Genomic DNA, 24,478 nt, shown 5'->3' on the forward strand with positions numbered 1-24,478 from the left:
CCGCAAGAAGGTCGCAGGATTTTCGCAAGAAAACGCCCCGAATCCTGCGTTTGAGCCCGGTTTTACGGCAATTCAGCCGAGCCGCTTCGCGGTGGTCTGCATCTCCTCAAATCCCGAGGCGACGGCCTGCACGTCCTCCGGATAATCGGCCATTTCCTGCACTTGGCGGATCTCGATCACCTCGTTGGGCGTCGCGGGGCAGCGGCTGGCCCAGGCGATGGCCTCGTCGCGCGAGGCAACGTCGATCATCCAGTAGCCGCCGAGCACTTCCTTGGATTCCGCAAACGGCCCGTCGGTCACCACCGGCTTGCCGGATGGAAAGGACACCCGCGCGCCCATCGATGGCGGGTGCAGTCCGTCGCAGGTGATCAGCACGCCGGCATCCAGCAGCGCCTTGTTATAGGCCATCATCGACGCGACGCGCTCGACATCCTCCGGTACCGTGCCCGGCGCCGCAGTCTCATAGCCGCCGGGAATCATCAGCATCATGAATCGCATGGTCGTGGTCCTCGTTGATCTCGATCCTCTTTGATCTCGTCGCTTATTTCCTGGCGGCTTGCGCGCGCAGGCGCTCTTCCTTCTCGCGCAATTCGGGTGTGAGGGCGTCGCCGAAATCCTCGGCCGCAAACACCTGACGGATCTCGATCTCGTCGCCAGCTGCGAAAGGCGCGCGCTTCATCCACGCAATCGCCTCGTCCCTGGAGGCCACATCGATTAGCCAGAAACCGGCGATCAGATCGCGCGTTACATCGAACGGCCCCTGCTTCACCGTCGGCTCACTGCCGGTAAAGGTGATCCGCGCGCCTTTCGACGTCGGGTGCAGCCCCTCGCCGGCCTGCATTACGCCGGCATTGCACATCTCCTCATTGAACTTGCCCATCGCCGCAAGCAATTCCGTCGTCGGCATCACCCCTGCTTCGGTGTCCTTGTTCGCATGCACGATTACCATGAACCGCATCGGTCTCTCTCCGTTTGAAAGTCTGGCTGCAAGGATGACGAAGCAGCTTTTGCCAGTCCGACATGATCGGTGAAATTATTTCAGACGTCATGACCGATGGATTTTTTCCTTCAACCATGGTCAGCGGCAATCCCGCTGCAAAGTTGAGCCATGCCGCTGCGCAATCGGCCTGGTCCAGACTTCTACAATCAGCAGATCACAACTGGACCGCCCGTGCGTGCCCTCCCGGAAACGCAATCATCCTCCAACCAGCATTTCGAATGATCGACTAGCGCGACGCCCGATCATCTTTCAGCGCATCTGCGAATTCGGTCACGATTGCCTTTATCAGGCGACCGCTGAATCTGTCCTTTTGCCACAGCGCCGTCATCTCGACAGGAGATGGCTCCCACCCCGTCAGGACGCGGACAAGCGCGCCGGATTTCAGTGCGGCTTCAACCAAAAAGAATGGCAGGTTGGCAATCCCGAGGCCCGCAATTGCGGCGTCCACCAATATCGTCTGCCGGTTGACCGCAAAGCCGATTTTGGGATGGACAGTCGCAGTCACGCCTTTGGCGTTTCGCAGGTCCCATTCGACCAGATCGCGACGGATCGCAAGTGCGGGAATTTCCTTGACGTCCTGCGGCTCGTTCAAACCGGGGTGTGCCGATAAAAAGCCCGGACTCGCGACCAGCACTCTCGGCAAGGTGGCAATTCTCCTGAAGATGAGTTCGGAGTCCGCGACCGGCCCCATCCGAACCACCAAATCGTATCCTTCCTCAATCAGCGAAACTCTGCGATCGGCAAGGGTTATTTCAATCGTGACATCGGGATGTCTGGCCCCGAACCGGATCAAGACAGGCGCAAGCACTGCAGTGGCGATATCGGGCGGCAAGGAGAGACGAATGTTGCCCGACAGTGCGGCGCGTTCATCCTGAACTTCGGCTACCGCCTCTTCAGCGAGCGAGAAGGCCGCACGGCTTCGTTCGAAAAGTTGCTGCCCCTGCTCTGTGAGCACGACGCCCTTCTTCGTTCGCCGGACGAGTCGAACGTTCAAGGTATTTTCCAGCGCCGAGAGTCGCCGGGACAGCGTCGCTTTCGGAATGCCCGTCGCGCGCTCGGCCGCCGCGAGCCCTCCCGCCTGGACAATGCGGGTGAACAGCGCAAGGCCGTCGAAATCTCCGAAGACCGTCATGTTCCATTTATGAAACATAATGAGGTCATTTTTCAAGCCTGCCCCAGGCTTTGTTTCATTTCTACACTTATGGGCGAGCAATGACGCTCTTTGAGCCAAACGAGGTCAGATCATGCCCAATTACTTCACCCCAGAAAATTCCGCGCTTCTGCTCATCGATCATCAGATCGGCACGATGCAGTTGATCAAGAACATCGACGTCGCCAGGGCCAAGCGCATGTCGCTGGCACTGGCGAAAACAGCGAGCATCCTGAACATTCCGACCGTCTTGACGTCGAGCCAGGAAGATCGCCTGCAGGGGCCGCTGTTGCCGGAGCTGCAGGAGATCCTGCCAGACGCCTTCAAAGCGCGCGTCAAGCGCGAAGGCATCGTCAATGCCTGGACCGACGTCAACTTCAAGGCGGCCGTGAAAGCGACGGGACGAAAGAATCTGATCATGGCCGGTGTCACGACCGACGTCTGCCTCGTCTTCCCGGCGATCGATGCGGTGACCGAAGGCTACAGCGTGCAGGCGGTCATGGACGCTTCGGGGTCTCCATTCGAGCTTTCCGAGGATATGTCCCGCCGGCGCATGCAGGATGCTGGCGTTGTTTTAACAGCGACCAACACGATGATCGCCGAGCTCGCTCAGAACTGGGGAACGCCCAATGGGCAAAAGCTCATCCAGTTGCTGTTCACCGAAGTGCTTCCGCCGATCAATCCGTAACGCCATCGCGCCCGCCGAAGCCAAGGAGAAAAAACATGACCTCAGCACCAACCATCGAAGGGATCGGCGTCGTCTCGCCCGAAAGCCATCAGGTGCGGTCGCAAGGGCCATTCCAGTTGCGTCGAATCCATCCCGGCATCTCTCTGGGACAGCCCAATGACGCAGGCTTCGGCGGGCTTGGCGTTATCGACCACGCCCGGCTGCAACCCGGCCTCGTCGTGAGGATGCACGAGCATCGCAATGACGAGATCATAAGCTACATGCGCGCAGGCCGCATGCAGCACACCGACTCCGCCGGAAAGAGTGAACTTATATCGCCCGACCGGTTGATGGTGATGAACGCAGGCCGCGGCTTTCATCACGAAGAACGAGTCGTCGGAGACGACCAGATCGAAATGCTGCAGATTTTCGTTCGGCCTGAGGCCGCAGACGAAGAGCCAATCGTTCAATTTGTCGAACTCGATGAAATCAAGCGCAACGATCAATGGCGGTTGCTGACCGGACCGAAAGGATCGGGCGCGCCGACCTTCGTACGTCAGGCCATCTACTTGTACGATACCCACCTATCGGCGGGTCGAAATATCGACCTTCCGTCCAAACCCGGGTTTGATCGTTGGCTATATGTTTTTCGGGGCAGAATATCTGCGGGACAGCACGAAGTCGGAACACATACCGCGCTGATGCTTGCCGCGGATCAGGCCGATATGAATGTTACCGCCGTCCTGGAAACCGACCTCGTTGTTTTCCTCGTTGATCGGAACGCGAAGTTCTCGCGTGGAGGAACTATCAGCGGTTGATCCGAACGGATGGTTCGAATCTTGTCCGCACTCATATGATTACGCCCTTACGACGCCTGCTTCTGAAACGCTCCATCCCTGTATGTCGCGCCGAAATACACATCGATCGACCGGATGAGATCGCCCTCGAAGCCGAAGACTTCTGCGTTGCGAAAACTCTTGCCGTCCTTGGCCACGCAACGATAGGTCACGAAAGCCACATCGCCATCGACGGCGATACGCTCAAGATCATGCTGCGCGATCCAGTCGGCAACACGCCAGCAGCGGGCGAAATAGGTCCCCTTGTCGATCCTGTCGTCGAACGGGCTCGTAAAGGTGAAATCATCCGTGAACGCGTCTTTGACGGCCTTGCGGTCATTGCGCAGATAGGCTGCAAACAGGTCTCGATAATCCCGGCCTTGTCGGCACTCACGATGCTTACTCCTGCGGAAACATGTGCGCGTACGGCTCCGCCTCCTTCACCACCCGTGCGAATGACGGACGCGCCAGCAGCCGGCCCAGATAGGCCGAGACGTTGCGATGCGCGTCTCCGAACGGATGCACCTTGTTCGCGTAATAGAGCGCCGGCGCAGCTGCACAGTCGGCGAGCGTGAACGCTGCGCCCATCGCCCATGCGTTCGTCGCCATCTGCTTGTCGATCATGTCGTAGGACTTGGTGAGCTGCGCCCGCGCCATGGCAACACCATGCGGATCCTTCTTGTCCGCCGGCACCAGACGGTCGCCGACGATTTTCTGGGTCGGCGTGTGCACATAGAGATCATAAAAGCGATCGCGCAGCCGCGTTTGCAGGCCGAGATTGCCGTCGGGGATGAAACTGGTGCGGCCGGGGAAATGCCGGTCGAGATACTCGATGACGATGGAGGACTCCGGGACGATCGCGCCGCGCGCATCGTCCTGCAGCACGGGGAATTTTCCGATCGGCCACAGTTTCAACAGCGCCGCGCGCTCGCCCTCGTCGCCGAGATTGACCATATGCGGCGTGAACGGCGTGTCGTTCTCGTACAGAGCGACGAGCGTCTTCCAGCAATAGGACGACAGCGGATGGAAATGCAGTGTGAGGGACAAGGGAACCTCCTGTCGGGATGGATGAAATGCATCGCCATTGCATGAGCCTGGCGAATGACGTCGACCAAGGACGATTGGGCTCTACGCTTTCCGACACGCATCGGCCCATTTTCGCGACAGAGGAGCCAAAATCCTTCCATACGGGCCTTGGACATTTTCAGAGATCGAAAAGTAGAACGATACTAAGCTGGCAACCTGTGGAAACGATGGTTTGCCGTTCACACTGCCTCATGCGCGCGTTACCGACTTAGCTGAAAATTAGCTAAGGAGCGTAAGCGTGGCCAGTTCCCAAACCTCACAGCGACTCTTCGGAGCGTCAATCGCAGTTCTCATGACCTTCGCGATCGAAGCTCCGGCGCAGGCGCAGAGCCAGCTTCCGCCCGTCGTTGTCGAGCAGGCCAAGCCTCGTGCCACGCCGGCACGTCCGCAGCGGTCGCAGGCGGCACGATCATCGGCCAGCCGTCGGACTGCCGCCCGGGGGCCGACGACGCCGGCCGCAACCGCCGCTCCGGCTGCCGCGGCCTTTGAATCCGGCACCGGCCCTGTGCGGGGCTATCTCGCCGGGCAGAGCACCACCGGCATGAAGACCGACACGCCGCTGCGCGAGACGCCGCAGTCGATCACGGTGGTCACGACCGATCGCATGGCCGATCAGGGCGCGACGAGCGTTCAGGATGCCCTGCGCTATATCCCGGGCGTCTTCGCCGACGCCTACGGTGTGGACTCACGCGGCGACTATCCGCGCATCCGCGGTCAGGACCCCAATATCTATCTCGACGGTACGCGCGCGGCGGACGCCTATCGGTTCAACGAATGGCGGCCCGATCCCTATACGGCCGAGCGCATCGAGGTGATGCGCGGACCGGCGTCCGTACTGTACGGCGACACATCCACGGCGGGCCTGATCAACCTGATCTCGAAGCGCCCGCAGGCGGAAGCGGCGAGCGAGATCGGCGTTCAATTTGGCAGCTTCAACCGCAAGCAGGTGCAGATCGATACGACCGGCAAGCTGACCAAGGATGGCGAGTGGTTGTATCGCTTCGTCGGCGTCTTCCGCGACAGCAACATGCAGACCGACTTCACCAAGGACGACCGCATCGTGCTGGCACCGTCGCTGACCTGGCGGCCGACCAACAACACCAGCTGGACTGTGCTCGGCACCTATCAGAAGGACACGAGCGGCAGCTCTACGGCGTTCCTGCCGCATGAAGGCACGCTGTTCGCGGGGCCGAACGGCTTCATTCCGGTGAATCGCTTCGCGAGCTATCCCGGCTACGACAAATACCAGACCGAGACCGGTGCTTTCAGCAGCCTGTTCGAACACAGCTTCAACGATGCCGTGAAAATCACCCAGAACCTGCGCTTCACGCATGTCGAAGGCATCTATCGGACGGCCTACCCGGATTCCTACTCAAATCCCTCGAATCCGTTTCTGGATCCCGAGCACCGAACGGTGGCGCGCTACATTTCCAGCCAGGAAGTGGCCAAGGACAGCCTGACCATGGACAACAATGTCCAGCTCAAGCTGCTGACCGGACCTGTTTCACACAAGATGCTGTTCGGTCTCGACTATCGCGACCTGAACCAGCGCACACGTTCAGGCGGTGGCTTTGATCCAACACCGTTCGATCTCTATGCTCCCGTCTACACCAGTCTTACGGCGCCTGTGTTGTCCGACACCCCCGCGGTGCGGCAAAGCCAGCTCGGCCTGTACGCGCAGGACCAGATGCGGCTCGGCCCCTGGCTCGCCACGGTCGGCGTTCGACAGGACTATGTCAGCAACCGCGTCGCAGGCAGCCCCGACGAAGACACCAAGGCCACAACGGGCCGCGTGGGCCTGATGTATGAAACGCCTGTTGGCTTCAACCCCTACGTCACCTACGCGCAGTCGTTCAATCCGATCTTCGGCGCCAATGTCTGCGCCGAGATCTGCAAGGCGCAGCGCGGCGAGATCTACGAGGTCGGCTTCAAGTACAATCCATTCCCGGGCACCGCGATCAATGGCGCTATTTTCGACACCGTCGAGAAGAACCGGCTGGCCTCAGGATCCGTGCCCGATGCAAATGGTTTCATCGCTTCGATCCAGACCGGACAGGTGCGTATCCGTGGCGTGGAGCTCGAGGTCATCACCCAGGTGACGCCCGACCTCAGACTGATTGGCAGCTACTCCTATCTCGATGCCAAGGTTGAAAGCGGCGACAATGTCGGCAAGCATGTGGAAACCGTGCCGGATCATCAGGCATCGCTGTGGGGCACCTATCGCTTGACGTCGCTGGGTCTGCGCGACGTCACCCTCGGCGGCGGCGTGCGTTATATCGGCGGGTCCTGGGACGGCACGGATACGCTCCGCACGCCGGACTACACGCTGTTCGACGCCATGATCAAATACGAGACAGGCCCTTGGCGTTTCCAGGTCAACGCCAGCAACATCACCGACAAACGGCACCTCGCCACCTGCCTCGCGCGTGGCGACTGCTTCTACGGCATCGGGCGCACAGTGCTGGGGTCAGCGACCTACCGATTCTGAGCGGGTCAGACCTGCCACAACCAGATCGCGGCCGGGCTTGTCCCGGCCGTTGTCGTTCTCTAAACAGCCCTGCAACGATCAAGACGATAGGGCAGGACATGACCAAGGCTGACGGCAAGGAACAGATTCGCAAGGTTGCACTCGTCACGGGCGCCGCACGCGGCATTGGCCTTGCCGTGGCCAAGCGTTTTCTCGGCGAAGGCTATCGTGTCGCGCTGCTGGATATCGAACGCGAGCTGCTCGACGCCAGCGTCAAGGCGCTGAACGATCCCGACAACACGCTGGCGCTGCATACGGATGTCTCCGACGCCACGGCTGTCGATAAAGCCTTTGCCGCCGCGCAGGCCCGCTTCGGCCGGCTCGATGCGCTGGTCAACAATGCCGGCATTGCGAATTTCAAGCCTCTGCTCGAGACGACACTGGAGGAATGGGAACGCATCATGGCCGTGAACCTCACCGGCCCGTTCCTGTGCACCAAGGCGGCGGCTCCCTTGATGCGCGAGCATGGCGGCGGCGCCATCGTCAACATCGCCTCGATCTCGGCGCTGCGTGCGTCCACCCTGCGCGTCGCCTACGGCACCAGCAAGGCCGGCATCATTCACTTCACCAAGCAGTCGGCTGTCGAGCTCGCGCTGCTCGGCATCCGCGTCAACGCGGTCGCGCCGGGCCCGGTGGAGACGGCGATGGCCAAAGCCGTGCATACGCCGGCGATCCGCGCCGATTATCACGATGCGATCCCGCTCAATCGCTATGGCGGCGAGGACGAGCTCGCGGACGCAATCTTCTTCCTGTGCAGCGACCGGTCGAGCTACATCACCGGCCAGATGCTGGCAGTCGACGGCGGTTTCGATGCCACGGGCATTGGCCTGCCGACGTTGCGGCGCGAGGGCATCAACGGCTAGCGAAGGTCAGTGCCCGGATGACGCGCAGCATCATCCGGATTGCACTGCTGCCGATTCCATCGCGCACCTCCGCCATCTTAGAGAAATACTAGTTCCAGACTAAATGTATGACGCCCCCGACGTCTTCCGGGCGCGTCGCTGCGTGATAAGTCGCCTGCATCACTTGGTAATGGGGTGCGGGCAAATGAAATTCAAATCTTCCACTCATCTGGGATCGCTTGTCGGAACGGCGCTGCCGATGCTGGCGCTGCTCACGACGCCATCGCAGGCGCAATCGTCGCAAGGCAGCACGGCATTGCCAGCCGTGGTGGTAGATCAACCCGTTCGACCGGCCGCGCGTGCGCGTGCGACCCGCCCATCGACGGCACGCTCACGTGCAACGCGCCAGGCTGCGGCGCGCAACAATGCGCCGGTTGCGGCTGCCACCGCAGCTCCCGGGGCTCGCGCGGAAACTGCCACCGGCCCGGTGCAGGGCTATCTCGCCAATCGCGGCATGGGCGGCACCAAGACCGACACGCCACTCCGCGAGACGCCGCAGTCGATCTCGGTCGTGACCGCCGATCGCATCACTGACCAGGGCGGCCTGTCTGTCCAAGAAACCTTGCGCTATGTGCCGGGCGTGACCGCCGATCCGTTCGGCGGCGATGCCCGCGGCGACTACACATTGATCCGCGGCCAGGAGCCGAGCCGCTATCTCGACGGCATGCAGGGCTCGCGGCTCAGCCAGGTGCTGGAATGGCGCCGCGATCCCTATGCGCTGGAGCGCATCGAAGTGCTGCGCGGGCCATCGTCGGTGTTGTATGGCGGCTCGTCCACCGGCGGCGTGCTCAACGAAGTGTCGAAGCGCCCGCAGGCCGAGTCCCGCAACGAGATCGGCGTGCAGTATGGTTCCTTCGACCGCAAGCAATTGCAGATGGACTCCACCGGCAAGCTGACCAAGGATGGCGAGTGGCTATATCGCTTCGTCGGCGTGCTACGCGACTCCAACTCGCAGGTCGACTACGTGCCGAACGACCGCATCCTGCTGGCACCGTCGCTGACGTGGCGCCCGACCAATGACATCTCCTGGACCGTGCTCGGCAACTACCAGAAGGACAAGTCCAGCTCGTTCAGCGCCTTCCTGCCCATCGAAGGCGTGCTGAAGCCCGGCCCGAACGGCTATATCCCGGTTAACCGCTTTGCCGGCGAGCCGAATTACGATCGCTACAACATCACCACCGGCGGCGTCACCAGCCTCTACGAGCAGAGCTTCGGCGATGCGCTGAAGATCAAGCAGAGCTTCCGCTACAGCCACACCGACGGCGATTACGCCATCATGTATCCGGACCTGTATTCCAACCCGACCAATCCATTCCTCGACGCCAGCCGGCGTACCGTGCAGCGGATCTATTACGCCCGTCAGGCCGCCAAGGACGCCTTCACCTCCGATAGCAATGCCGAAATCAAGCTGCAGACTGGCACGGTGTCGCACAAGGTGCTGGTGGGCATCGACTATCTCGGCTTGCACGAGAAAACCCGCAGCGGCAGCGGCCTTGATCCGCGGTCGTTCGATCTGTATGCGCCGGTCTATAGCAGTTTCTCCGCGTCGCTGACCGACGATCCCCAGGCGCAGCAGGGCCAGACCGGCTTCTATGCCCAGGACCAGATGCGGCTGGGCCCGTGGCTGGCGCTGCTCGGCGTGCGGCAGGACTATGTCAGCTACAGTGTCGAGGGACTACCGACCCAGAACGACAGGGCCACCACCGGCCGCGCCGCGCTGATGTATGAGCTGCCGTTCGGCGTGACGCCCTATGTGTCCTGGGCGCAATCGTTCAACCCGGTATTCGGCGCCAACACCTGCGAAAGCGGGTTCTGCAAGCCGGTGCGCGGCGAGCAGTATGAGGTCGGCGTCAAGTACAATCCGTTTGCCGGCACCGCGATCAATGCGGCGATCTACGACACCACCGAGCGCAACCGGCTGTCCTCCGGACCTGGCGTCTTCTCGATCCAGACCGGCCAGGTGCGGATCAAGGGCGCCGAACTGGAAGTGCTGACAAGCGTCACCCCCAATCTCGACCTGATCGGCGCCTATGCCTATACCGACGCGCGGATCGAGTCCGGCGACAATGCCGGCAAGCGCGTCGCCAGCGTGCCGCAGCAGCAGGCCTCATTGTGGGGCAAATATCGCCTCGCCTCGCTCGGCCTGCCTGACGTTACCGTCGGCGCCGGCGTGCGTTATATCGGCGAGTCCTGGGACGGCATCGACGTGCTGCGCACGCCCGACTACACGCTGTTTGACGCCATGATACGCTGGGACAATGGCCCGTGGCGGCTGCAGTTCAATGCGACCAATATTGCCGACACCCGCAACATCGCCACCTGTCTGTCGTTCGGCGATTGCTTCTATGGCATGGGCCGCACGCTGCTGAGCACCGCGACCTATCGGTTCTGAGGCGAACCGGTACCCACTTCGCTCGAAAACGCTCTAGAGAACGCGGAGCCCCAGTATAAAAAAGGCCAGCGCGCCGATGGATGCCGCCGTGCGCACGTGATTCCAGCCGGTCCAGACCGACAGATAGCGCGTCCACAGACTTGCCGCCTCGGCGCTGTCGGCGGACGCAACTGCGAGCGCGTCGTTCAGCGGCACGTTGAAGACAACCGTGACGAGGAAGGTGCCGACGGTATAGAGCAGCGCGCCCGTGACGAGGTAGGGTGACGCCGGATGCGACCAGTTCAGCACCGCGATCACAGCGATGATGACGCAGAGCAGCACCGTGCCCATGAAAGCGGTGAGAAACAACGGACTGAGAATCGTGCTGTTGATCGACTGCATCGCGGCAATACCGGCCGGCGCCGGCAACTTGCCGAGCGCGGTCATCACCGTGACCGAGAATACGAAGAACAGCCCCGCCATCAGGCCAGAGCCTATCGCTGCCGCAAATGTCAGGCCGAACGACATACGTCCCATCCTCACCTCGACCCTGTCGGTGCTCAGCCTAGCAGTTTTACTACTCCGCGAGCTGCGGCGAAAGTTCGCGCGGGCGTAGCGTGGCGATACTGACGGCAAGCGCACCAACCGCCGTGCAGGCGATGGTCGCGACCATCAGCAGCGAGGTGCCATCGAAGAACAGCCCGGACACGCCGATCATCACGCCGCCACTGACCATCTGCAGCGTGCCGCCCAGGGCGGAGGCGATGCCGGCGATGGGGCCATGGTTCTCCAGCGACAGCACCATGGTGGACGGGATCACCAGACCAAGGAAGGCGAAGGACACGAACAGCAGCGGGATCAGCACGGCAAGGCTGCTGAAGCCGGCCAGTGTCAGCGCCAGCAGCACGGCTGCGAAAAACGCATAGGCCGACACCGCCGCCATCACCACGCGGCCCATGCCGAAGCGGCCACCGAGGAAACCCGCAAATTGCGAGGCGCCGATGAAGCCGATGGCATTGACCGAGAAAGCCAGGCTGTATTGCGTCGGGGTCAGGCCGTAGTGCCCGATATAGACAAAGGACGATGTCGCGAGGAATGCGAAGAAACTCGCCATGCCGAGGCCACCGATGAAGGTGAGCCCGAGGAAGTGCCAGTCGCGCAAAAGTTCGCCAAAGCTGCCGAGCACATTGCGCACACTGCCCGAGATGCGCTCATGCGCAGGGCGCGTCTCCGGCAGCAACGCGGCCACCAGCACAAGGGCAATGACGGCTGCGATGGTCGTTGCAACGAACACTGCGCGCCAGCCGAACGGCGCGATCAGCGCGCTGCCGCCGAGCGGCGCGAGGATCGGCGATACCGAGAATACCAGCATCACCAGCGACATCAGTTTCGTCGCTTCGACGCCGGTGTGCAGATCGCGAATGATGGCGCGCGGAATCACGCCCATGGCGGCGGCGCCGAGACCCTGGACGAAGCGGAACGCAATCAACCAGGCCACACCCGGTGCCAGCGCGCAGCCGATTGAACCCGCGATGAACAGCGTCAGACCCGCATAGAGCGGCGCCTTGCGGCCATAGACGTCGGACAGCGGGCCATAGGCGATCTGGCACAGGCCAAACGCGATGAAGAACGCGATCAGCGTCATCTGCGTCGCCGAGGTCGTGGTGTGCAGATCGGCCGTGATCGCCGGTAACGCCGGCAGATACATGTCGATGGCAAAGGGACCGACGGCGGAGAGCAGGCCGAGCACGACGGCGTTGCGGGTAAAGGCGGACATGGGGAAATCTTTTTCTTTTCAGAATCTATGCAGTGACGCGCGGACCGCGCACTCGTTCTCCCCGCACCCGTGCGGAGAAGGTCGGGATGAAGGGCCGGACATGGCGCACCCACAACCATAATTTATCGGATCGCGCTGTGAAACGCGACCCTTGTCTGCAGCGTCTGCGATCAGCTTCACCCGTCGCGAAGACGCGGCGACCTCTCCCTGCGCAAGTGCGGGGAGAGGTCAGAAAGCGGCGTACGCCTCACATCACTCCATCGCGCAGTTGATCATCCAGGGCGCGCCGAATCTATCGACACACATGCCAAAGCCCTTCGACCAGAACGTGGGGCCGAACGGCATCTTGATGGTACCGCCTTCGGACAATGCCGCGAAGACCTTGGCCCCATCTGCAGGATCCTTGATCTGCAGACAGACCGTCATGCCCTGCATCTTCTCGAAATAATCCGGCGGCGCGTCTGACGCCATGATGATCGCGCCATCGACCGAGATCTGGCCATGCAGCACCTTCTTGGCCATCGACGGCGGCATCTGTTCCTCCGCGGGCGAGCCTTCCACATGCATGATAACGTCGATCTTGGCACCGATCGCCTTCACATAGAAATTGAGGGCCTCTTCGCAATTGCCGTTGTAGTTAAGATAGGGATTGACCTGCATCGTTCTTTCCTCCGGTTAAAGACTTTGGGGACGGATCGGGATCATCGCGCGCAAATGGGGATCGCGCAGGTACAGCCCGCCCCATGCCATCACGCCGATGTAAAAGCCAAACAACAGATGCGTGAACAGCGGGCTGTCGACGCGCAGATGCGTCGCCATCGCTCCACCGAGCAGCCCGGTGAGCAGGATGGCGCCGAGGATCGACGTTTGCGGCAGCGCGTAGAGCAATGCGCAGAGCAGCGTGATGATGCCCAGCAGACGCGCCTCATTGACGCTGCCGCTATAGCCGAGCTGCTGCATGGTCTCGGTGACCTCCTTGATCGGCACCAGCTTGATGCCGCCGTCCATCACGAGAAAGAGAATGACGAGGCCGCTGAGAACACGGCCGATCCAGAGTGAGGCACGGGAGATGGGCATCAAATGGTCCTGCGGTTCGAATGGTGGTATTGTCTCAAAGACGAACGGCGTTGGCGCCATCCGACACGGCCATGAAAATTATTTCGGACCGGCCGCCTTGTTCTTGGCCTTGATCGCAACCTTCGCCCGCGGCTTGCTCTCCAGCATCAGCCGGTCGAGATGCATCCGGATGTGATCGGCCTCCGCCGACGTATTTGCCAGCGCGATGGCGCGGTTGAAGCTCTCGCGGGCTTCGTCATTGCGGCCGAGCTGCATCAGATAGGCGCCCTGCACGCCGAAAAAGTGGAAGTAATTTGAAAGTTTCGCGGCCAGCGGTGCGATCATCTCCAGCGCCGCTTCGGGGCCGCGCACTTTCGACACCGCCACCGAGCGATTGAGCGTGATCACCGGCGACGGTTGCAGGATTTCCAGCGAGCCATAGAGCAAGTCGATCTGGGTCCAGTCGGTATCTTCCGGCTTGGCCGCGCGGGCATGCAACGCGGCAATGGCCGCCTGGATCTGATAGGCGCCGGTGCGGCGATGGCGCATCGCCTTGTCGATCAGTGCCAGGCCTTCGGCGATCATCTTGCTGTTCCACAGCGTGCGGTCCTGATCGTCGAGCAACACCAGCGCGCCATTGGCATCGAAGCGCGCCGCCGAGCGGGCATATTGCAGCAGCATCAACGCTACCAGGCCCATGATCTCCGGCTCGGCGGGAAACAGCTTGAGCAGCAACCGGCCCAGGCGGATCGCCTCCTCGCATAACGGCGCGCGCAGATCGATACTTTCGCCCGACGCCGAATAGCCCTCGTTGAAGATCAGATAGAGCATGGCGGCCACGGCAGCGAGACGCTCGCTGCGCTCCGGCGCGCCGGGCGTCTCGAACGGCACATTGGCCTTGGTCACGGCAGATTTGGCGCGGGTGATGCGCTGTTCCATCGCGGCATCCGAGACGAGGAACGCGCGGGCGATCTGCTTCACCGTCAGGCCCGAGACGATCCGCAGTGCCAGCGCGATTTGCTGCGTCGCCGGGAGCTGCGGATGGCAGCAGATGAACAGCAGCCGCAGGATATCGTCGCGATAATGCGAGCCGTCGAGCCGGTCGGCGAGCTCGCTTTCGGCATCATCCAGATCAGATATCGCATCGTCGTCGTCCGGCAGCGGCTGCTGTTTCGCACCGCGGCGGATATCGTCGATGGCGACGTTGCGGCCAACCATGATGAGCCAGGCCGCCGCATCGCGCGGCGGGCCGTTCTGCGGCCAGGTCTTCAGTGCGCGCAGGCAGGCGTTCTGGAACGCCTCCTCCGCAGTGTCCAGATTGCGGAAATAGCGCAGCAGCGCGCCGAGCGCCTGGGGACGCGCCGAGGTCAGCGCCGCATCGATCCAGGCGACATCGGTCATGGCTGGAACGCTCCGTGAAATACGCCAATGGGTCGGATCTCATAGGCACCGCCGGGATTGGCGCGGCCGAGGTCCTGCGCGATCTCCAGCGCGCCATCGAGGTTTTCTGCCTCGACGACATAGAAGCCGAGCAACTGTTCCTTGGTTTCAGCGAAGGGGCCGTCCAGCACCACCGGCGGCTCGTCCTTGCGCAGCGTGGTCGCCGCGGTGGTCGGCAGCAGGCGCGCCACGGGGCCGAGCCGGCCCTGCTGCGCGAGCTTGCCGTGCACGACGGCGAGCTTCGCCATCACGGCGTCGTCTTCGTCTTTCGACCAGCCGCCGACAACGGCTTCATCATGGTAGCAGAGGATAGCGTAAAGCATGGGGTCTCCTTGGATAAAAGACGGTCGGCTTCGTGCGATGCCGACAGGTTAGCGGAAATTATTGTTGGGAGCGCGGCGGATGCTGCAGCAAGTTCCGCAAACGCGCCAGCGCGCAGAACCGATCAGGCCGCAGCCTGACACAGGATGCTCACCGCACCGTTGGCAATGGCCTGCAATTCGGTGCGGGGAACGCCAGCTCGAGCGCGAACTGCCAGCGAATATAACGTCGCGGACGCCATCTGCGAGAGCACGTCGATATCGGTTGCTTCAGGCAGCTCGCCACGCTTCACCGCAGTGCGGAAGCACCAGCCAAAGGCGTCATCGACATCTGCAAAGCCCTGATAGACGAGTGCACGAATCTCAGGATCGGCGATGGCGTCCGACGCCACCGTCATCACGGTAAAGCAGCCGCGCGGCTGTTCGCCCGACAGATAAATATCAAGCGCGACATCGAAGAAGCGCCGTAACCGTTCGCGAATGTCGATGTCGGCCTTGAAGATATCAACCATCGGCGCCGTGTAGTCCTCGCGATAGCGCTGGTAGCTCTTGATATAGAGCGCGCGTTTGTCGCCGAAGGCGCCATAGAGACTCGGCCGGTTCATTCCAGTCACAGCACTGAGATCGTCGAGCGACGTCGCGGCATAACCATCCCTGCGAAACAGCGCCAGCGCCTGCCCTAGCGCCACGTCCGGCTCATAGGCGCGCGGCCTCCCCCGTCGCTTCGGCTCGGCGGCGGGCTGCGGTGCAGCCACGACAACGGGCACTTTCTTTTTTTGTACCATTTCGCATTAAATCCCTTGACCGGGTTTATATTATGCGAGACGGTATGAAAATCAATCAACGGATCGACCACAACGGTCCGTCAGCTCAAGGAGACTTCCAATGGATCTTTATTTCTCGCCGATGGCCTGTTCGATGGCCACACGCATTGCGCTCTATGAGGCAGAAGCCGGCCGTGCTGCGCAATTCCTCGAGGTCGATCCGCTGAGCAAGGAGGTCCTGACCGATGGTTCGGATTTCCGCAGCGTGAACCCGCTCGGGCTGGTGCCAACGCTGCGCACCGACGATGGCGCGATCCTCACCGAGAACGCCGCGATCCTGCAGCATGTCGCGGAGCGATTCCCGCAGTCGCCGATCGCGGCTGGCTCAGGCCTGGAGCGGAGCCGGCTGCAGCAGTGGCTCTGCTTCATTGGCACCGAATTGCACAAGGGATTTTTCGTGCCATTGCTCGCCAAGAAAGCGCCGGCCGAGATGAAGGCCTATACGCTGCAGAACGGCCAGTCGCGGCTGACCTATCTCGAGAATCACCTCACCGGACGTGAGTTCCTGCTCGACAGGTTCAGCGTCGCGGACGCCTATCTCGTCACAGTGCTGAACTGGACGATGGTATTGCCGGAGGTGGATCTGAAAAACTGGCCGGCGACCAAGGCCTATCACAAGCGCCTGCGCGAGCGGCCGAGCATCGTGCGCGCCGTCGCTGAAGAGTTCGAACTGTTCAAGGCTGAACAGGAGCGCCACAAGGCGGCGGCGTGATCACGCCACCGCGCGGCGGCCGATGATGGCAAAGCGCAGTCGGCTGGAGATCCAGTCGATTGCCGCCACCGCGACGAGGATCATCAGGATCAGGAACGAGACCTTCTGCCATTCCAGCACGCGGATCTGTTCGGCGAGCTGAAGACCGATACCACCCGCGCCGACGATACCGATGATGGTGGCGGAGCGGGTGTTGGACTCGATGAAATACAGCACCTGACCGGCAATCACCGGCAGCACCTGCGGCATCAGGCCGAAGCGAATCTCATGCAGCGCGCTGCCACCGGAAGCGCGGATACCTTCGACCTGCTTCTTGTCGGCGGCCTCGATGGCCTCAGAAAACAATTTGCCGAACGCGCCGAAATCCGAAATCGCGATTGCCAGCACGCCGGCGAACGGGCCAAGACCGACGACATTGATCCAGACCAGCGCCCAGATCAGCGTGTCGACGCCGCGGATCGAATCCAGAAAGCGCCTGACCGGAAAGCGCATCCATGCCGACGGAATGACGTTCCGTGCGGCGAGCAGACTGACCGGCAGCGCGAACACGGCTGCGAGGGTCGTGCCGAGCAGCGCGATCGACAGCGTCTCCCCCATCGCGTGCAGATAGGCAGGCAGCGACGAACCGGGATTTGGCGGGATCATCATCATGGTGATCCAGCCGAGTTCGCGCAGGCCGGTCCACATCCGCGCCGGCGAGAAATCGAGTTCATTGAGCCCGAAGATGAACAATGCCAGCGCCGCGACCAGGATAGCGGGCACACCGGCGCGCGACGCCATCGGGCGGTTGAAGACATCTGGATAGCGCCCGCGCAACGCGGGGGTGTTGATATCAGGCTGCCGGCTCATGACCTGGCTTCCTTGCCGAACAGACGGCCGCGCAACCAACCGGTCCCGATGTCGATGACGAAGACCGCGACGATGATCATCAGCAAGATCGCACTGACGTCGGAATAGTAGAACTTTCTGACGGCAACGACGAGTTCCTGACCGATGCCGCCGGCGCCGACGAAGCCCATGACGGACGCACCGCGCACATTGATCTCGAAGCGCAACAGCGTGTAGCTGGCAAAGCCGGCCGCGACCTGCGGCAGCACGGCAAAACGCATGCAGTCGACCCAGCCAGCACCGGTCGAGCGAATGCCTTCCACCGGCTTCATGTCGATATTCTCGACGATCTCTCCATAGAGCTTGCCGAGCGCCCCAACGCAGTGGATCGCAATCGCCAACACGCCGGCCATCGGGCCGAGGCCGAAGGCGATGACGAAGATCAGCGCGAACACGATGTCCGGCACGGTGCGGCAGAATTCCATGAAGCGGCGCACGGCAAAGCGCAGTGGCACCGAGGGCGCGGTGTTCTCGGCCGCGAGAAAATTCAACCCAAAGGCCAGCACGGCACCGATCAGCGTGCCGACATAGCTGATCAGCACGGTCTCGCCGAGCAGCGACAGCCACTTCTTCCAACCCCAGAACCACTCATTGACGTCGGTCCACACCCGGGTGCCAGCCTCGAGCGTGAAGATACGATCGAAATAGCTGCCGAAATTGCCGATCTTCTCGACGAAGGTCCTGAGATTGACCTCGGCCCCCAATGCCGCAACGAACAGCGCCGCAAAGCAGGCCACGACGACAAGCGTCGTGCGTAACCGCCGGCGCGCGACCGCCTTGCGATAGGCGTCGTTCAGCGCGGCGAGCTGCGGAGCCGGAAGGATGGAAACGGCGGCGGACATGATGTGCGGGCCTATCTGGGATCAGACACAGAAAAGGAGCCGGACCATTTCTGATCCGGCTCCCTTCAATGATCAGGCGATCAGGACGCCTTCTTCTTGCGAAGTGCGTCGACGAACTTGATCAGGTCGATGGTGGCGTCCCAATCCTTGGTGGTCGCGGCGTGGAAACCCTTCTTCTGGCCATCCGATAGCTTGTCGAATGCGGCCTTGTCCTTGGTCGGCGCGTCGGTGAAGGCCTTGGCGATAGCAACCTTCAGCTCTTCCGGCAGGTCCGAGCTATAGGCATAGGGACCGTTGATGATCGGGGCCGACTTGTGGATGATGCGGAAGTCTTCCTTCTTCATCGCCGAGCCGTCGGCATTCTTCAGCATGCCCTTGGTCAGCATCTGCTGCAGTGTCGAGTCGTTGTCGTTGGTCCACTGGTTGGCGGCGACATCGACGGTGCCCTGCGACAGCGCGAGCATCGCGTTTTCATGGCTGCCGGTGAACACCACTTTGCTGAAATAGGTGTCGGCATCGGAGATGCCCATCTTGTCCAGTTCGAAGCGCGGTACGTTGTTGCCCGAGGTCGAGTTCGGATCGACGAGACCGAGGTTCTTGCCCTTCAGATTGTCGACCGACTTGTAGGGGCTCGACGCCTTGACGAAGAACACCGAGTAATAGCCAGTCGAGCCATCGATATTGATGTCGTTGGCAAACGCATCGGTCTTGACACCGGTGAGACGGGCGCGTGCGAACGAGGCCGAACCGTAGCTCGCGATATGGATATTACCGGAGCGCTGGCCTTCGATCACGGCTGCATAGTCATTGGCGATGCGCAGGTTGACCTTCACGCCGAGCTCTTTCGACAGATAGGCGACGAACGGCGCCCAGCGCTCGGTGACGCCCGAGGCGTTCTCGGCGGGAACGACGGCGAAGGTCAGTTCCGGATACTTGGCCTTGTAGTCCTGGGCCGAAGCCGAGGTGGCGGCGAAAGCCAGCGCAGCAGCGCTGAGCAGAATGGAGCGACGGTTGATCATGACAATCCCTGTTTTGATCTGAGGTGAAACGTTTTCTTGGCAGAAGGCGCGTCTATCGCGGCGATGCCATCGTTACGATGACGTCACCACGATAATTTCAACGCACTGCAATCACGCGACGGCAGCAACACCGTATTCGGGAACGCGGGTGGACGTCGGCATATGCGCCGATCCCATCACCTCGTCGGCTTCGAGATCGTAGAGTTCGCGGGCGATATGTTCGGTGAGCGCGGAGGGCGCGCCATCGAACACGACGCGGCCGGCGGACATGCCGATCAGGCGGTCGCAATAGGTGCGCGCCAGATCGAGCGAATGCAGGTTGCACATCACGGTGATGCCGAAGTGCTTGTTGATGCGCAGCAGCGCATCCATGACGATGCGAGTGTTGCGCGGATCCAGTGACGCGATCGGCTCGTCCGCGAGGATGATATCGGGCTGCTGCACGAGGGCGCGGGCGATGGCGACACGCTGCTGCTGACCGCCGGAGAGCTGGTCGGCGCGCTGCGAGGCATATTGCGCCATGTCGAACTGCTCCAGCGCCGACATCGCCAGTGCACGGTCGTCCTCGGGCCACATCTGGGTCAGCGAGCGCCACTGCGGCATATCGGCCAAGCGGCCCATCAGCACATTGGTCAGCACATCGAGACGGCCGACGAGATTGAACTGCTGGAAGATCATCGCCGAGCGCGCACGCCACTTGCGCAGATCGCGGCCCTTGAGCGCGGTGACGTCCACGCTATCGAACATGATGCGCCCATCGGTCGGCTCGGCCAGACGATTGATCATGCGCAGCATGGTCGACTTGCCGGCGCCGGAGCGACCGATCACGCCGACGAATGCGCCGGGCTTGATCTCGAACGACGCGTTATCGACGGCAGCCTTGGCGCCGAAACGGCACGTCAGCTTATCCACCACCAGCATGAGGCACTCCAATGACAATAGACATCGCCACCGGTAACGCCCGCGTTTAACAATGATGTGACATGTGCCCTGCGCATACGGGTTATCGTCATTGCGGGAAAAACAAGCCCGAATTCATGCTGACGTCACGACACCGTCACGAAACCGACCGAAGAGGTGCCCGCGCGCCAGCGCACACTCTGATATATCACCCACCGATTCCTCTTCCGTCGCACGAGCGTCACATGGCTGGAAAACAACTCTCGCTCACGCCTGCGGTCGATCCCACCGCTAAACTCGTCGACACCAAGCTCGGCGCCTATACTGAAGTCGGCGCGCGCACGATCCTCAACGAAGTGACGATGGGCGACTATTCATATGTCGTGAATGACGGCCAGATCACCTATACGACGATCGGAAAGTTCTGCTCGATCGCGGCGATGATCCGGATCAATCCTGGCAATCACCCGATGCACCGAGCGACGCAGGCGCACTTCACCTATCGCGCCAGTGCCTATTTCCCCGGTGAAAGCGACGACGCCGACTTCTTTGCCTGGCGACGCGAACATCACTGCACGATCGGCCACGATGTCTGGCTCGGCCATGGCGCCATTGTGCTGCCCGGCCGCAGTATCGGCACAGGTTCTGTGATCGCCGCCGGTGCCATCGTGACCAAGGACGTCGCCCCCTATACGATCGTTGCTGGCAATCCGGCGCGGCCGGTGCGGCGGCGATTTTCGGAAACTGTGGAAGACGGGCTGATGGAGCTCGCCTGGTGGGACTGGGAGCACGAGATGCTAAGACAGGCGCTGCCGGATTTCCGCAAGCTCCCGGTCGAGGATTTCTTGAGCAAGTATAAAGGCGTCAAGGCGCCCAGGCAGATGGCAGTGACATGACGGATATCTTCATCGACGGCGGACGCACTTTACTCGGCCAGGACATCGCCGAGACCTCGCTGCAGATTGGGGGTGGCGTGATTGCGGACATCGGATCGGATGCGCCCCATGGCGCGCTCGGCCTCGATGCGTCCGATCTGCTGGTGCTGCCGGGAATCGTCGACCTGCATGGCGATGCCTTCGAGCGGCAGTTGATGCCGCGCCCCGGCGTCGACTTCCCGGTCGATGTTGCCTTGATCGACAGCGACCGGCAGGCCATCGCCAACGGCATCACCACGGTGTTTCACGGCACCACATGGTCCTGGGAGCCGGGCCTGCGCGGCGCGGAGAACGCCCGCAAGCTGCTGGATGCCATCGAGATGCTGCGGCCGCAGCTCGCATCGGATACGCGCTTCCATCTGCGGCAGGAGACGTTCAATCTCGACGCCGAAGATGAGATCGTTGGCTGGCTGCAGGCCGGCCGCATCGATCTGCTCGCCTTCAACGATCACATGGACATCGCCGGCATCTCAAAGCCGGCGAAGCGCGCGCGGATGGTGGAACGTACCGGGCTCAGCAGCGATGCCTTCGATCAGCTGGTCGATCGCGTGCTGTCGCGCACCGATGAGGTGCCTGCCTCGATTGCCCGCCTCGCCAAAGCGGCGAACGCTGCCGGCGTGCCGACGCTTTCGCATGATGACGCAACCCCTGCGATGCGCGACGACTTCCGCAAGCTCGGCGTCAATATCGCCGAATTCCCGATCAACGTTGAAACCGCACAAGCCGCGGCCGCGGCCGGCGACTTCATCGTATTCGGCGCACCCAACGTTGTGCGCGGCGGCAGCCACACCGGCTGGACCAAGGCATCCGACATGATCGCCAAGGGCCTCTGCTCGATTCTCGCCTCCGACTATTACTATCCCGCGCAACTGCTGGCCGCGTTCCGGCTGCTCCATGACGGCATTCTGTCGCTGCCGCAGGCTTGGGCACTGATCTCGTCTGCACCAGCGAAAGCTGCCGGTCTCACCGACCGTGGCGAGATCATCGAAGGACGCCGCGCTGATTTGCTGCTCGTCGATGACAGCATCGCAATGCGTCCGCGCATCGTCGCCGTGATCGCGCAGGGCAACCTCGTGCATCTGACCGATGCCACAAGGCTTCAGCCGGCGCGTGCCATACACCGCAAAGCTATTGCAGCGGCGTAACGCGGCTCCTCTCTTACTTGAGCATGATCGTTCCCGAAAACCGGCATCCACTTTTCGGGATCATGCTCTATGGTGCGGCCATGAATGAATTCCCGCGCTACGCACTCTATTACGCCCCCGACGCCGACAGTGCCCTCGCCCGCTTCGGAGCCGAGACCCTCGGCTACGATCCCTTCACCGGCAATGACGTGCTGGTGCCCGCCGATCTCATCAGGCAGGCGCCGGACTGGCCGGCTGTCATCAAGGACCCACGCAAATACGGCTTTCATGCCACGCTGAAGGCGCCGTTCTCGCTGGCGCCGGAAGCTACCGAAGCCGACCTGATCGCGACCTTCGATGACTTCGCCCGGATGCCCCGCGCTATCCCGAAAATCTCACCGGTGGTTCGTATCATCAGCGGCTTCACGGCTGTCGTGCCGGATGGGCCCTCCCCTGAGCTCGCCGCATTAGCGCAGACTTGTGTCGAAGGATTCGAGGTGTTCCGCGCACCGATGACGCCGGAGGATCGCGCACGGCGCAAACCGGAGAACCTAACGCCGCGACAGGTCGAGCAGCTGGATCGTTTCGGCTATCCCTATGTGCGCGACGACTTCCGGTTTCACATGACGCTGACCGGACGGCTTCCTCCCGAACGCAGCACAGCGGTGCTGGCGATGCTGCAGCAGCGGTTCGCGACACTTGATCTCACATCACTGCGGATTGACCGCATCGGCCTGTTTCGCCAGACATCTGCGACGTCGCGCTTCCAGGTGCTGTGCCACGCGCCGCTGACGGCGACTTGACGCGTCACGAGGACGCCATCTCGTCGGCCCGTTTCCAGGCCGGAAATGGATCGGCGAGCCCGGCCCAGCCGGCGATATCCATGCCGGGCTTACCGGACACGAGGCAGGCATCGAGCCGACGGCGGATATCGCTCTCGTCCATGTCGGAACCGATGAAGACGATCTCCTGCCGCCGGTCGCCATAGATCTCGTTCCAATTCTTCTTCAGCGCCTGCCGCCAATACGGATCGTCCGGCCAGCGATCGGCAGGCACATTGGCCCACCAGAAGCCCATCCCTTCCGTGCGCACGATGGCGCCGGCCTGGCTGAGTTCGCCGACCCATTGCGGCCGTGTCGCCAGCCAGAAATGCCCCTTGCTGCGGATCACGCCGGCCCAGCTCTCGCGCAGGAAGGCCTGAAACTTCACGGGATCGAACGGCCGTCGCGCGCGATAGACGAAATTCGTCACGCCGTATTCTTCGGTCTCCGGCACGTGGTTGGTAAAACCATACAGCTCCTTGTACCAGAGCGGATGCTGCTGCGCCTTTTCAAAATCAAAGCGTCCGGTATCGAGCACGCGGTCGAACGGCACATCGGCAAAGTTTGCTTCGATAATATCGGCGTCGGGATTGAGCGCGCAGATGATCTTGCGCGCGCTGTTGCATTGCTCAAGCGTCGCGTCATTGACCTTGTTGAGCACGATGACATCGGCGAATTCGATCTGCTCCACCAGCAGGTCCACCAACGTACGCTTGTCACCGTCGAGCGCCTCGCCGCGATCCTGCAGGAAGTCGGTGGAGGAATAGTCCTTCAACAGGTTCACCGCATCGACCACCGTTACCATGGTGTCGAGCTGTGCCACATCGGAGAGGCTGTCGCCGTTCTCGTCGCGGAAATCGAAAGTCGCGGCCACCGGCAGCGGCTCTGCAATTCCGGTGGATTCGATCAGCAGGTAATCGAACCGCCGGCTCTCGGCGAGCGCGCGCACCTCCTTCAGCAGATCGTCACGCAGCGTGCAGCAGATGCAGCCATTGGTCATTTCGACCAGCTTCTCATCCGTCCGCGACAGATTGGCACCGCCATCGCGAACCAGGTCCGCATCGATGTTCACCTCGCTCATGTCGTTCACAATCACCGCCACTTTCAGGCCATGACGGTTGTTCAGCACATGGTTCAGCAAAGTTGTCTTTCCAGCCCCGAGGAAGCCGGACAAGACTGTGACGGGGAGTTTTTGCATCGAGATCAAACAGTCTTTTGAGGGTACGGGACATTGGGCTCTTCTTATTTGTAATGTTATAACATTACATTTCTGGTGCCTGT

26 protein-coding genes are annotated in these 24,478 nt (G+C 61.8%); 9 read left to right on the top strand and 17 right to left on the bottom strand.

What is annotated here, in order from left to right; translation table 11 throughout:
• Window positions 1-72 precede the first annotated feature (72 nt).
• From AB8A33_RS21690 to AB8A33_RS21700, 3 genes are all read right to left on the bottom strand, one after another.
• The gene (locus tag AB8A33_RS21690; RefSeq protein ID WP_115034017.1) at window positions 73-498 is read right to left on the bottom strand and encodes a YciI family protein; all 426 of its coding nucleotides are present in this window, start codon (window positions 496-498) and stop codon (window positions 73-75) included.
• 43 nt (window positions 499-541) lie between these two features.
• The gene (locus AB8A33_RS21695; protein WP_439094659.1) at window positions 542-958 is read right to left on the bottom strand and encodes a YciI family protein; all 417 of its coding nucleotides are present in this window, start codon (window positions 956-958) and stop codon (window positions 542-544) included.
• Between the two features lie 268 nt (window positions 959-1,226).
• Complete coding sequence (locus tag AB8A33_RS21700) at window positions 1,227-2,168, bottom strand: LysR substrate-binding domain-containing protein (protein WP_439094660.1); 942 nt, start codon at window positions 2,166-2,168, stop codon at window positions 1,227-1,229.
• Between the two features lie 76 nt (window positions 2,169-2,244).
• Between AB8A33_RS21700 and AB8A33_RS21705 the strand changes: the two genes are divergently transcribed.
• Both AB8A33_RS21705 and AB8A33_RS21710 read left to right on the top strand, forming a co-directional pair.
• Window positions 2,245-2,838 (top strand): isochorismatase family protein, encoded by a 594-nt coding sequence (locus AB8A33_RS21705; RefSeq protein WP_439094661.1) that lies wholly within the window; start codon window positions 2,245-2,247, stop codon window positions 2,836-2,838.
• A gap of 35 nt (window positions 2,839-2,873) precedes the next feature.
• Window positions 2,874-3,635: a pirin family protein gene (locus AB8A33_RS21710; protein WP_439094662.1), complete on the top strand. Its 762-nt coding sequence runs from the start codon at window positions 2,874-2,876 to the stop codon at window positions 3,633-3,635.
• 47 nt (window positions 3,636-3,682) lie between these two features.
• Here the strand turns inward: AB8A33_RS21710 and AB8A33_RS21715 are convergent, their stop codons facing one another.
• Complete coding sequence (locus tag AB8A33_RS21715) at window positions 3,683-4,015, bottom strand: nuclear transport factor 2 family protein (protein WP_439096004.1); 333 nt, start codon at window positions 4,013-4,015, stop codon at window positions 3,683-3,685.
• 37 nt (window positions 4,016-4,052) lie between these two features.
• Window positions 4,053-4,700, bottom strand: a complete 648-nt coding sequence (locus tag AB8A33_RS21720; protein WP_439094663.1) for a glutathione S-transferase family protein — start codon at window positions 4,698-4,700, stop codon at window positions 4,053-4,055.
• Window positions 4,701-5,031: 331 nt separating this feature from the next.
• On the opposite strand from AB8A33_RS21720, the gene AB8A33_RS21725 reads away from it, so the two are divergent.
• The 3 genes from AB8A33_RS21725 to AB8A33_RS21735 all read left to right on the top strand — a co-directional run bounded on the left by AB8A33_RS21725 (window position 5,032) and on the right by AB8A33_RS21735 (window position 10,560).
• Window positions 5,032-7,227: a TonB-dependent siderophore receptor gene (locus tag AB8A33_RS21725; protein ID WP_439094664.1), complete on the top strand. Its 2,196-nt coding sequence runs from the start codon at window positions 5,032-5,034 to the stop codon at window positions 7,225-7,227.
• A gap of 98 nt (window positions 7,228-7,325) precedes the next feature.
• Window positions 7,326-8,129 carry an SDR family NAD(P)-dependent oxidoreductase gene (locus AB8A33_RS21730; protein WP_439094665.1) on the top strand — a complete coding sequence of 268 codons (804 nt, stop codon included), beginning with the start codon at window positions 7,326-7,328 and terminating at the stop codon, window positions 8,127-8,129.
• Between the two features lie 184 nt (window positions 8,130-8,313).
• The gene (locus tag AB8A33_RS21735; RefSeq protein ID WP_439094666.1) at window positions 8,314-10,560 is read left to right on the top strand and encodes a TonB-dependent siderophore receptor; all 2,247 of its coding nucleotides are present in this window, start codon (window positions 8,314-8,316) and stop codon (window positions 10,558-10,560) included.
• A 33-nt stretch (window positions 10,561-10,593) separates the two neighbouring features.
• Here the strand turns inward: AB8A33_RS21735 and AB8A33_RS21740 are convergent, their stop codons facing one another.
• The 7 genes from AB8A33_RS21740 to AB8A33_RS21770 all read right to left on the bottom strand — a co-directional run bounded on the left by AB8A33_RS21740 (window position 10,594) and on the right by AB8A33_RS21770 (window position 15,917).
• Window positions 10,594-11,076 (bottom strand): anthrone oxygenase family protein, encoded by a 483-nt coding sequence (locus AB8A33_RS21740; RefSeq protein WP_439094667.1) that lies wholly within the window; start codon window positions 11,074-11,076, stop codon window positions 10,594-10,596.
• A 40-nt stretch (window positions 11,077-11,116) separates the two neighbouring features.
• Window positions 11,117-12,316, bottom strand: coding sequence for a multidrug effflux MFS transporter (locus tag AB8A33_RS21745; RefSeq protein ID WP_439094668.1), 1,200 nt, complete (start codon window positions 12,314-12,316; stop codon window positions 11,117-11,119).
• Between the two features lie 252 nt (window positions 12,317-12,568).
• Entirely contained in the window at window positions 12,569-12,976 is a 408-nt protein-coding gene (locus AB8A33_RS21750) for a VOC family protein (protein WP_439094669.1), read from the bottom strand.
• Window positions 12,977-12,991: 15 nt separating this feature from the next.
• Window positions 12,992-13,393 carry a DoxX family protein gene (locus tag AB8A33_RS21755; protein WP_439094670.1) on the bottom strand — a complete coding sequence of 134 codons (402 nt, stop codon included), beginning with the start codon at window positions 13,391-13,393 and terminating at the stop codon, window positions 12,992-12,994.
• 78 nt (window positions 13,394-13,471) lie between these two features.
• Window positions 13,472-14,773 carry an RNA polymerase sigma factor gene (locus tag AB8A33_RS21760; RefSeq protein WP_439094671.1) on the bottom strand — a complete coding sequence of 434 codons (1,302 nt, stop codon included), beginning with the start codon at window positions 14,771-14,773 and terminating at the stop codon, window positions 13,472-13,474.
• Complete coding sequence (locus AB8A33_RS21765) at window positions 14,770-15,135, bottom strand: YciI family protein (protein WP_092139199.1); 366 nt, start codon at window positions 15,133-15,135, stop codon at window positions 14,770-14,772. Before AB8A33_RS21765 ends, AB8A33_RS21760 begins: the two co-directional genes overlap by 4 nt.
• Window positions 15,136-15,257: 122 nt before the next feature.
• A complete protein-coding gene (locus AB8A33_RS21770) occupies window positions 15,258-15,917 on the bottom strand; it encodes a TetR/AcrR family transcriptional regulator (protein WP_439094672.1) in 660 nt (219 codons plus the stop codon).
• A gap of 100 nt (window positions 15,918-16,017) precedes the next feature.
• Between AB8A33_RS21770 and AB8A33_RS21775 the strand changes: the two genes are divergently transcribed.
• On the top strand, window positions 16,018-16,668 hold the full coding sequence (locus AB8A33_RS21775) for a glutathione binding-like protein (protein WP_439094673.1): 651 nt from the start codon (window positions 16,018-16,020) through the stop codon (window positions 16,666-16,668).
• On the opposite strand, the gene phnE (AB8A33_RS21780) is transcribed toward AB8A33_RS21775, so the two are convergent.
• The 4 genes from phnE (AB8A33_RS21780) to phnC form a co-directional block, all read right to left on the bottom strand.
• Entirely contained in the window at window positions 16,669-17,517 is an 849-nt protein-coding gene (gene phnE, locus AB8A33_RS21780) for a phosphonate ABC transporter, permease protein PhnE (protein WP_439094674.1), read from the bottom strand.
• The gene (gene phnE, locus AB8A33_RS21785; protein ID WP_439094675.1) at window positions 17,514-18,398 is read right to left on the bottom strand and encodes a phosphonate ABC transporter, permease protein PhnE; all 885 of its coding nucleotides are present in this window, start codon (window positions 18,396-18,398) and stop codon (window positions 17,514-17,516) included. The genes phnE (AB8A33_RS21780) and phnE (AB8A33_RS21785) overlap by 4 nt, the downstream gene beginning before the upstream one ends.
• Before the next feature lie 80 nt (window positions 18,399-18,478).
• Entirely contained in the window at window positions 18,479-19,417 is a 939-nt protein-coding gene (gene phnD, locus AB8A33_RS21790; protein ID WP_092139207.1) for a phosphonate ABC transporter substrate-binding protein, read from the bottom strand.
• Between the two features lie 111 nt (window positions 19,418-19,528).
• Complete coding sequence (gene phnC, locus AB8A33_RS21795; protein WP_439094676.1) at window positions 19,529-20,338, bottom strand: phosphonate ABC transporter ATP-binding protein; 810 nt, start codon at window positions 20,336-20,338, stop codon at window positions 19,529-19,531.
• Window positions 20,339-20,562: 224 nt separating this feature from the next.
• On the opposite strand from phnC, the gene AB8A33_RS21800 reads away from it, so the two are divergent.
• The 3 genes from AB8A33_RS21800 to AB8A33_RS21810 all read left to right on the top strand — a co-directional run bounded on the left by AB8A33_RS21800 (window position 20,563) and on the right by AB8A33_RS21810 (window position 23,179).
• Entirely contained in the window at window positions 20,563-21,213 is a 651-nt protein-coding gene (locus tag AB8A33_RS21800; protein ID WP_439094677.1) for a chloramphenicol acetyltransferase, read from the top strand.
• Window positions 21,210-22,397, top strand: a complete 1,188-nt coding sequence (locus AB8A33_RS21805; RefSeq protein WP_439094678.1) for an alpha-D-ribose 1-methylphosphonate 5-triphosphate diphosphatase — start codon at window positions 21,210-21,212, stop codon at window positions 22,395-22,397. The genes AB8A33_RS21800 and AB8A33_RS21805 overlap by 4 nt, the downstream gene beginning before the upstream one ends.
• Before the next feature lie 80 nt (window positions 22,398-22,477).
• Entirely contained in the window at window positions 22,478-23,179 is a 702-nt protein-coding gene (locus tag AB8A33_RS21810) for a DUF1045 domain-containing protein (protein WP_439094679.1), read from the top strand.
• A 4-nt stretch (window positions 23,180-23,183) separates the two neighbouring features.
• Here AB8A33_RS21810 and zigA read toward each other — a convergent pair whose 3' ends face one another.
• Window positions 23,184-24,395 (bottom strand): zinc metallochaperone GTPase ZigA, encoded by a 1,212-nt coding sequence (gene zigA, locus AB8A33_RS21815; RefSeq protein ID WP_439094680.1) that lies wholly within the window; start codon window positions 24,393-24,395, stop codon window positions 23,184-23,186.
• Window positions 24,396-24,478: the final 83 nt, after the last annotated feature.

Origin of the sequence: Tardiphaga sp. 813_E8_N1_3 (assembly GCF_051811025.1) — a bacterium.
Classification (GTDB): Bacteria; Pseudomonadota; Alphaproteobacteria; order Rhizobiales; family Xanthobacteraceae; genus Tardiphaga.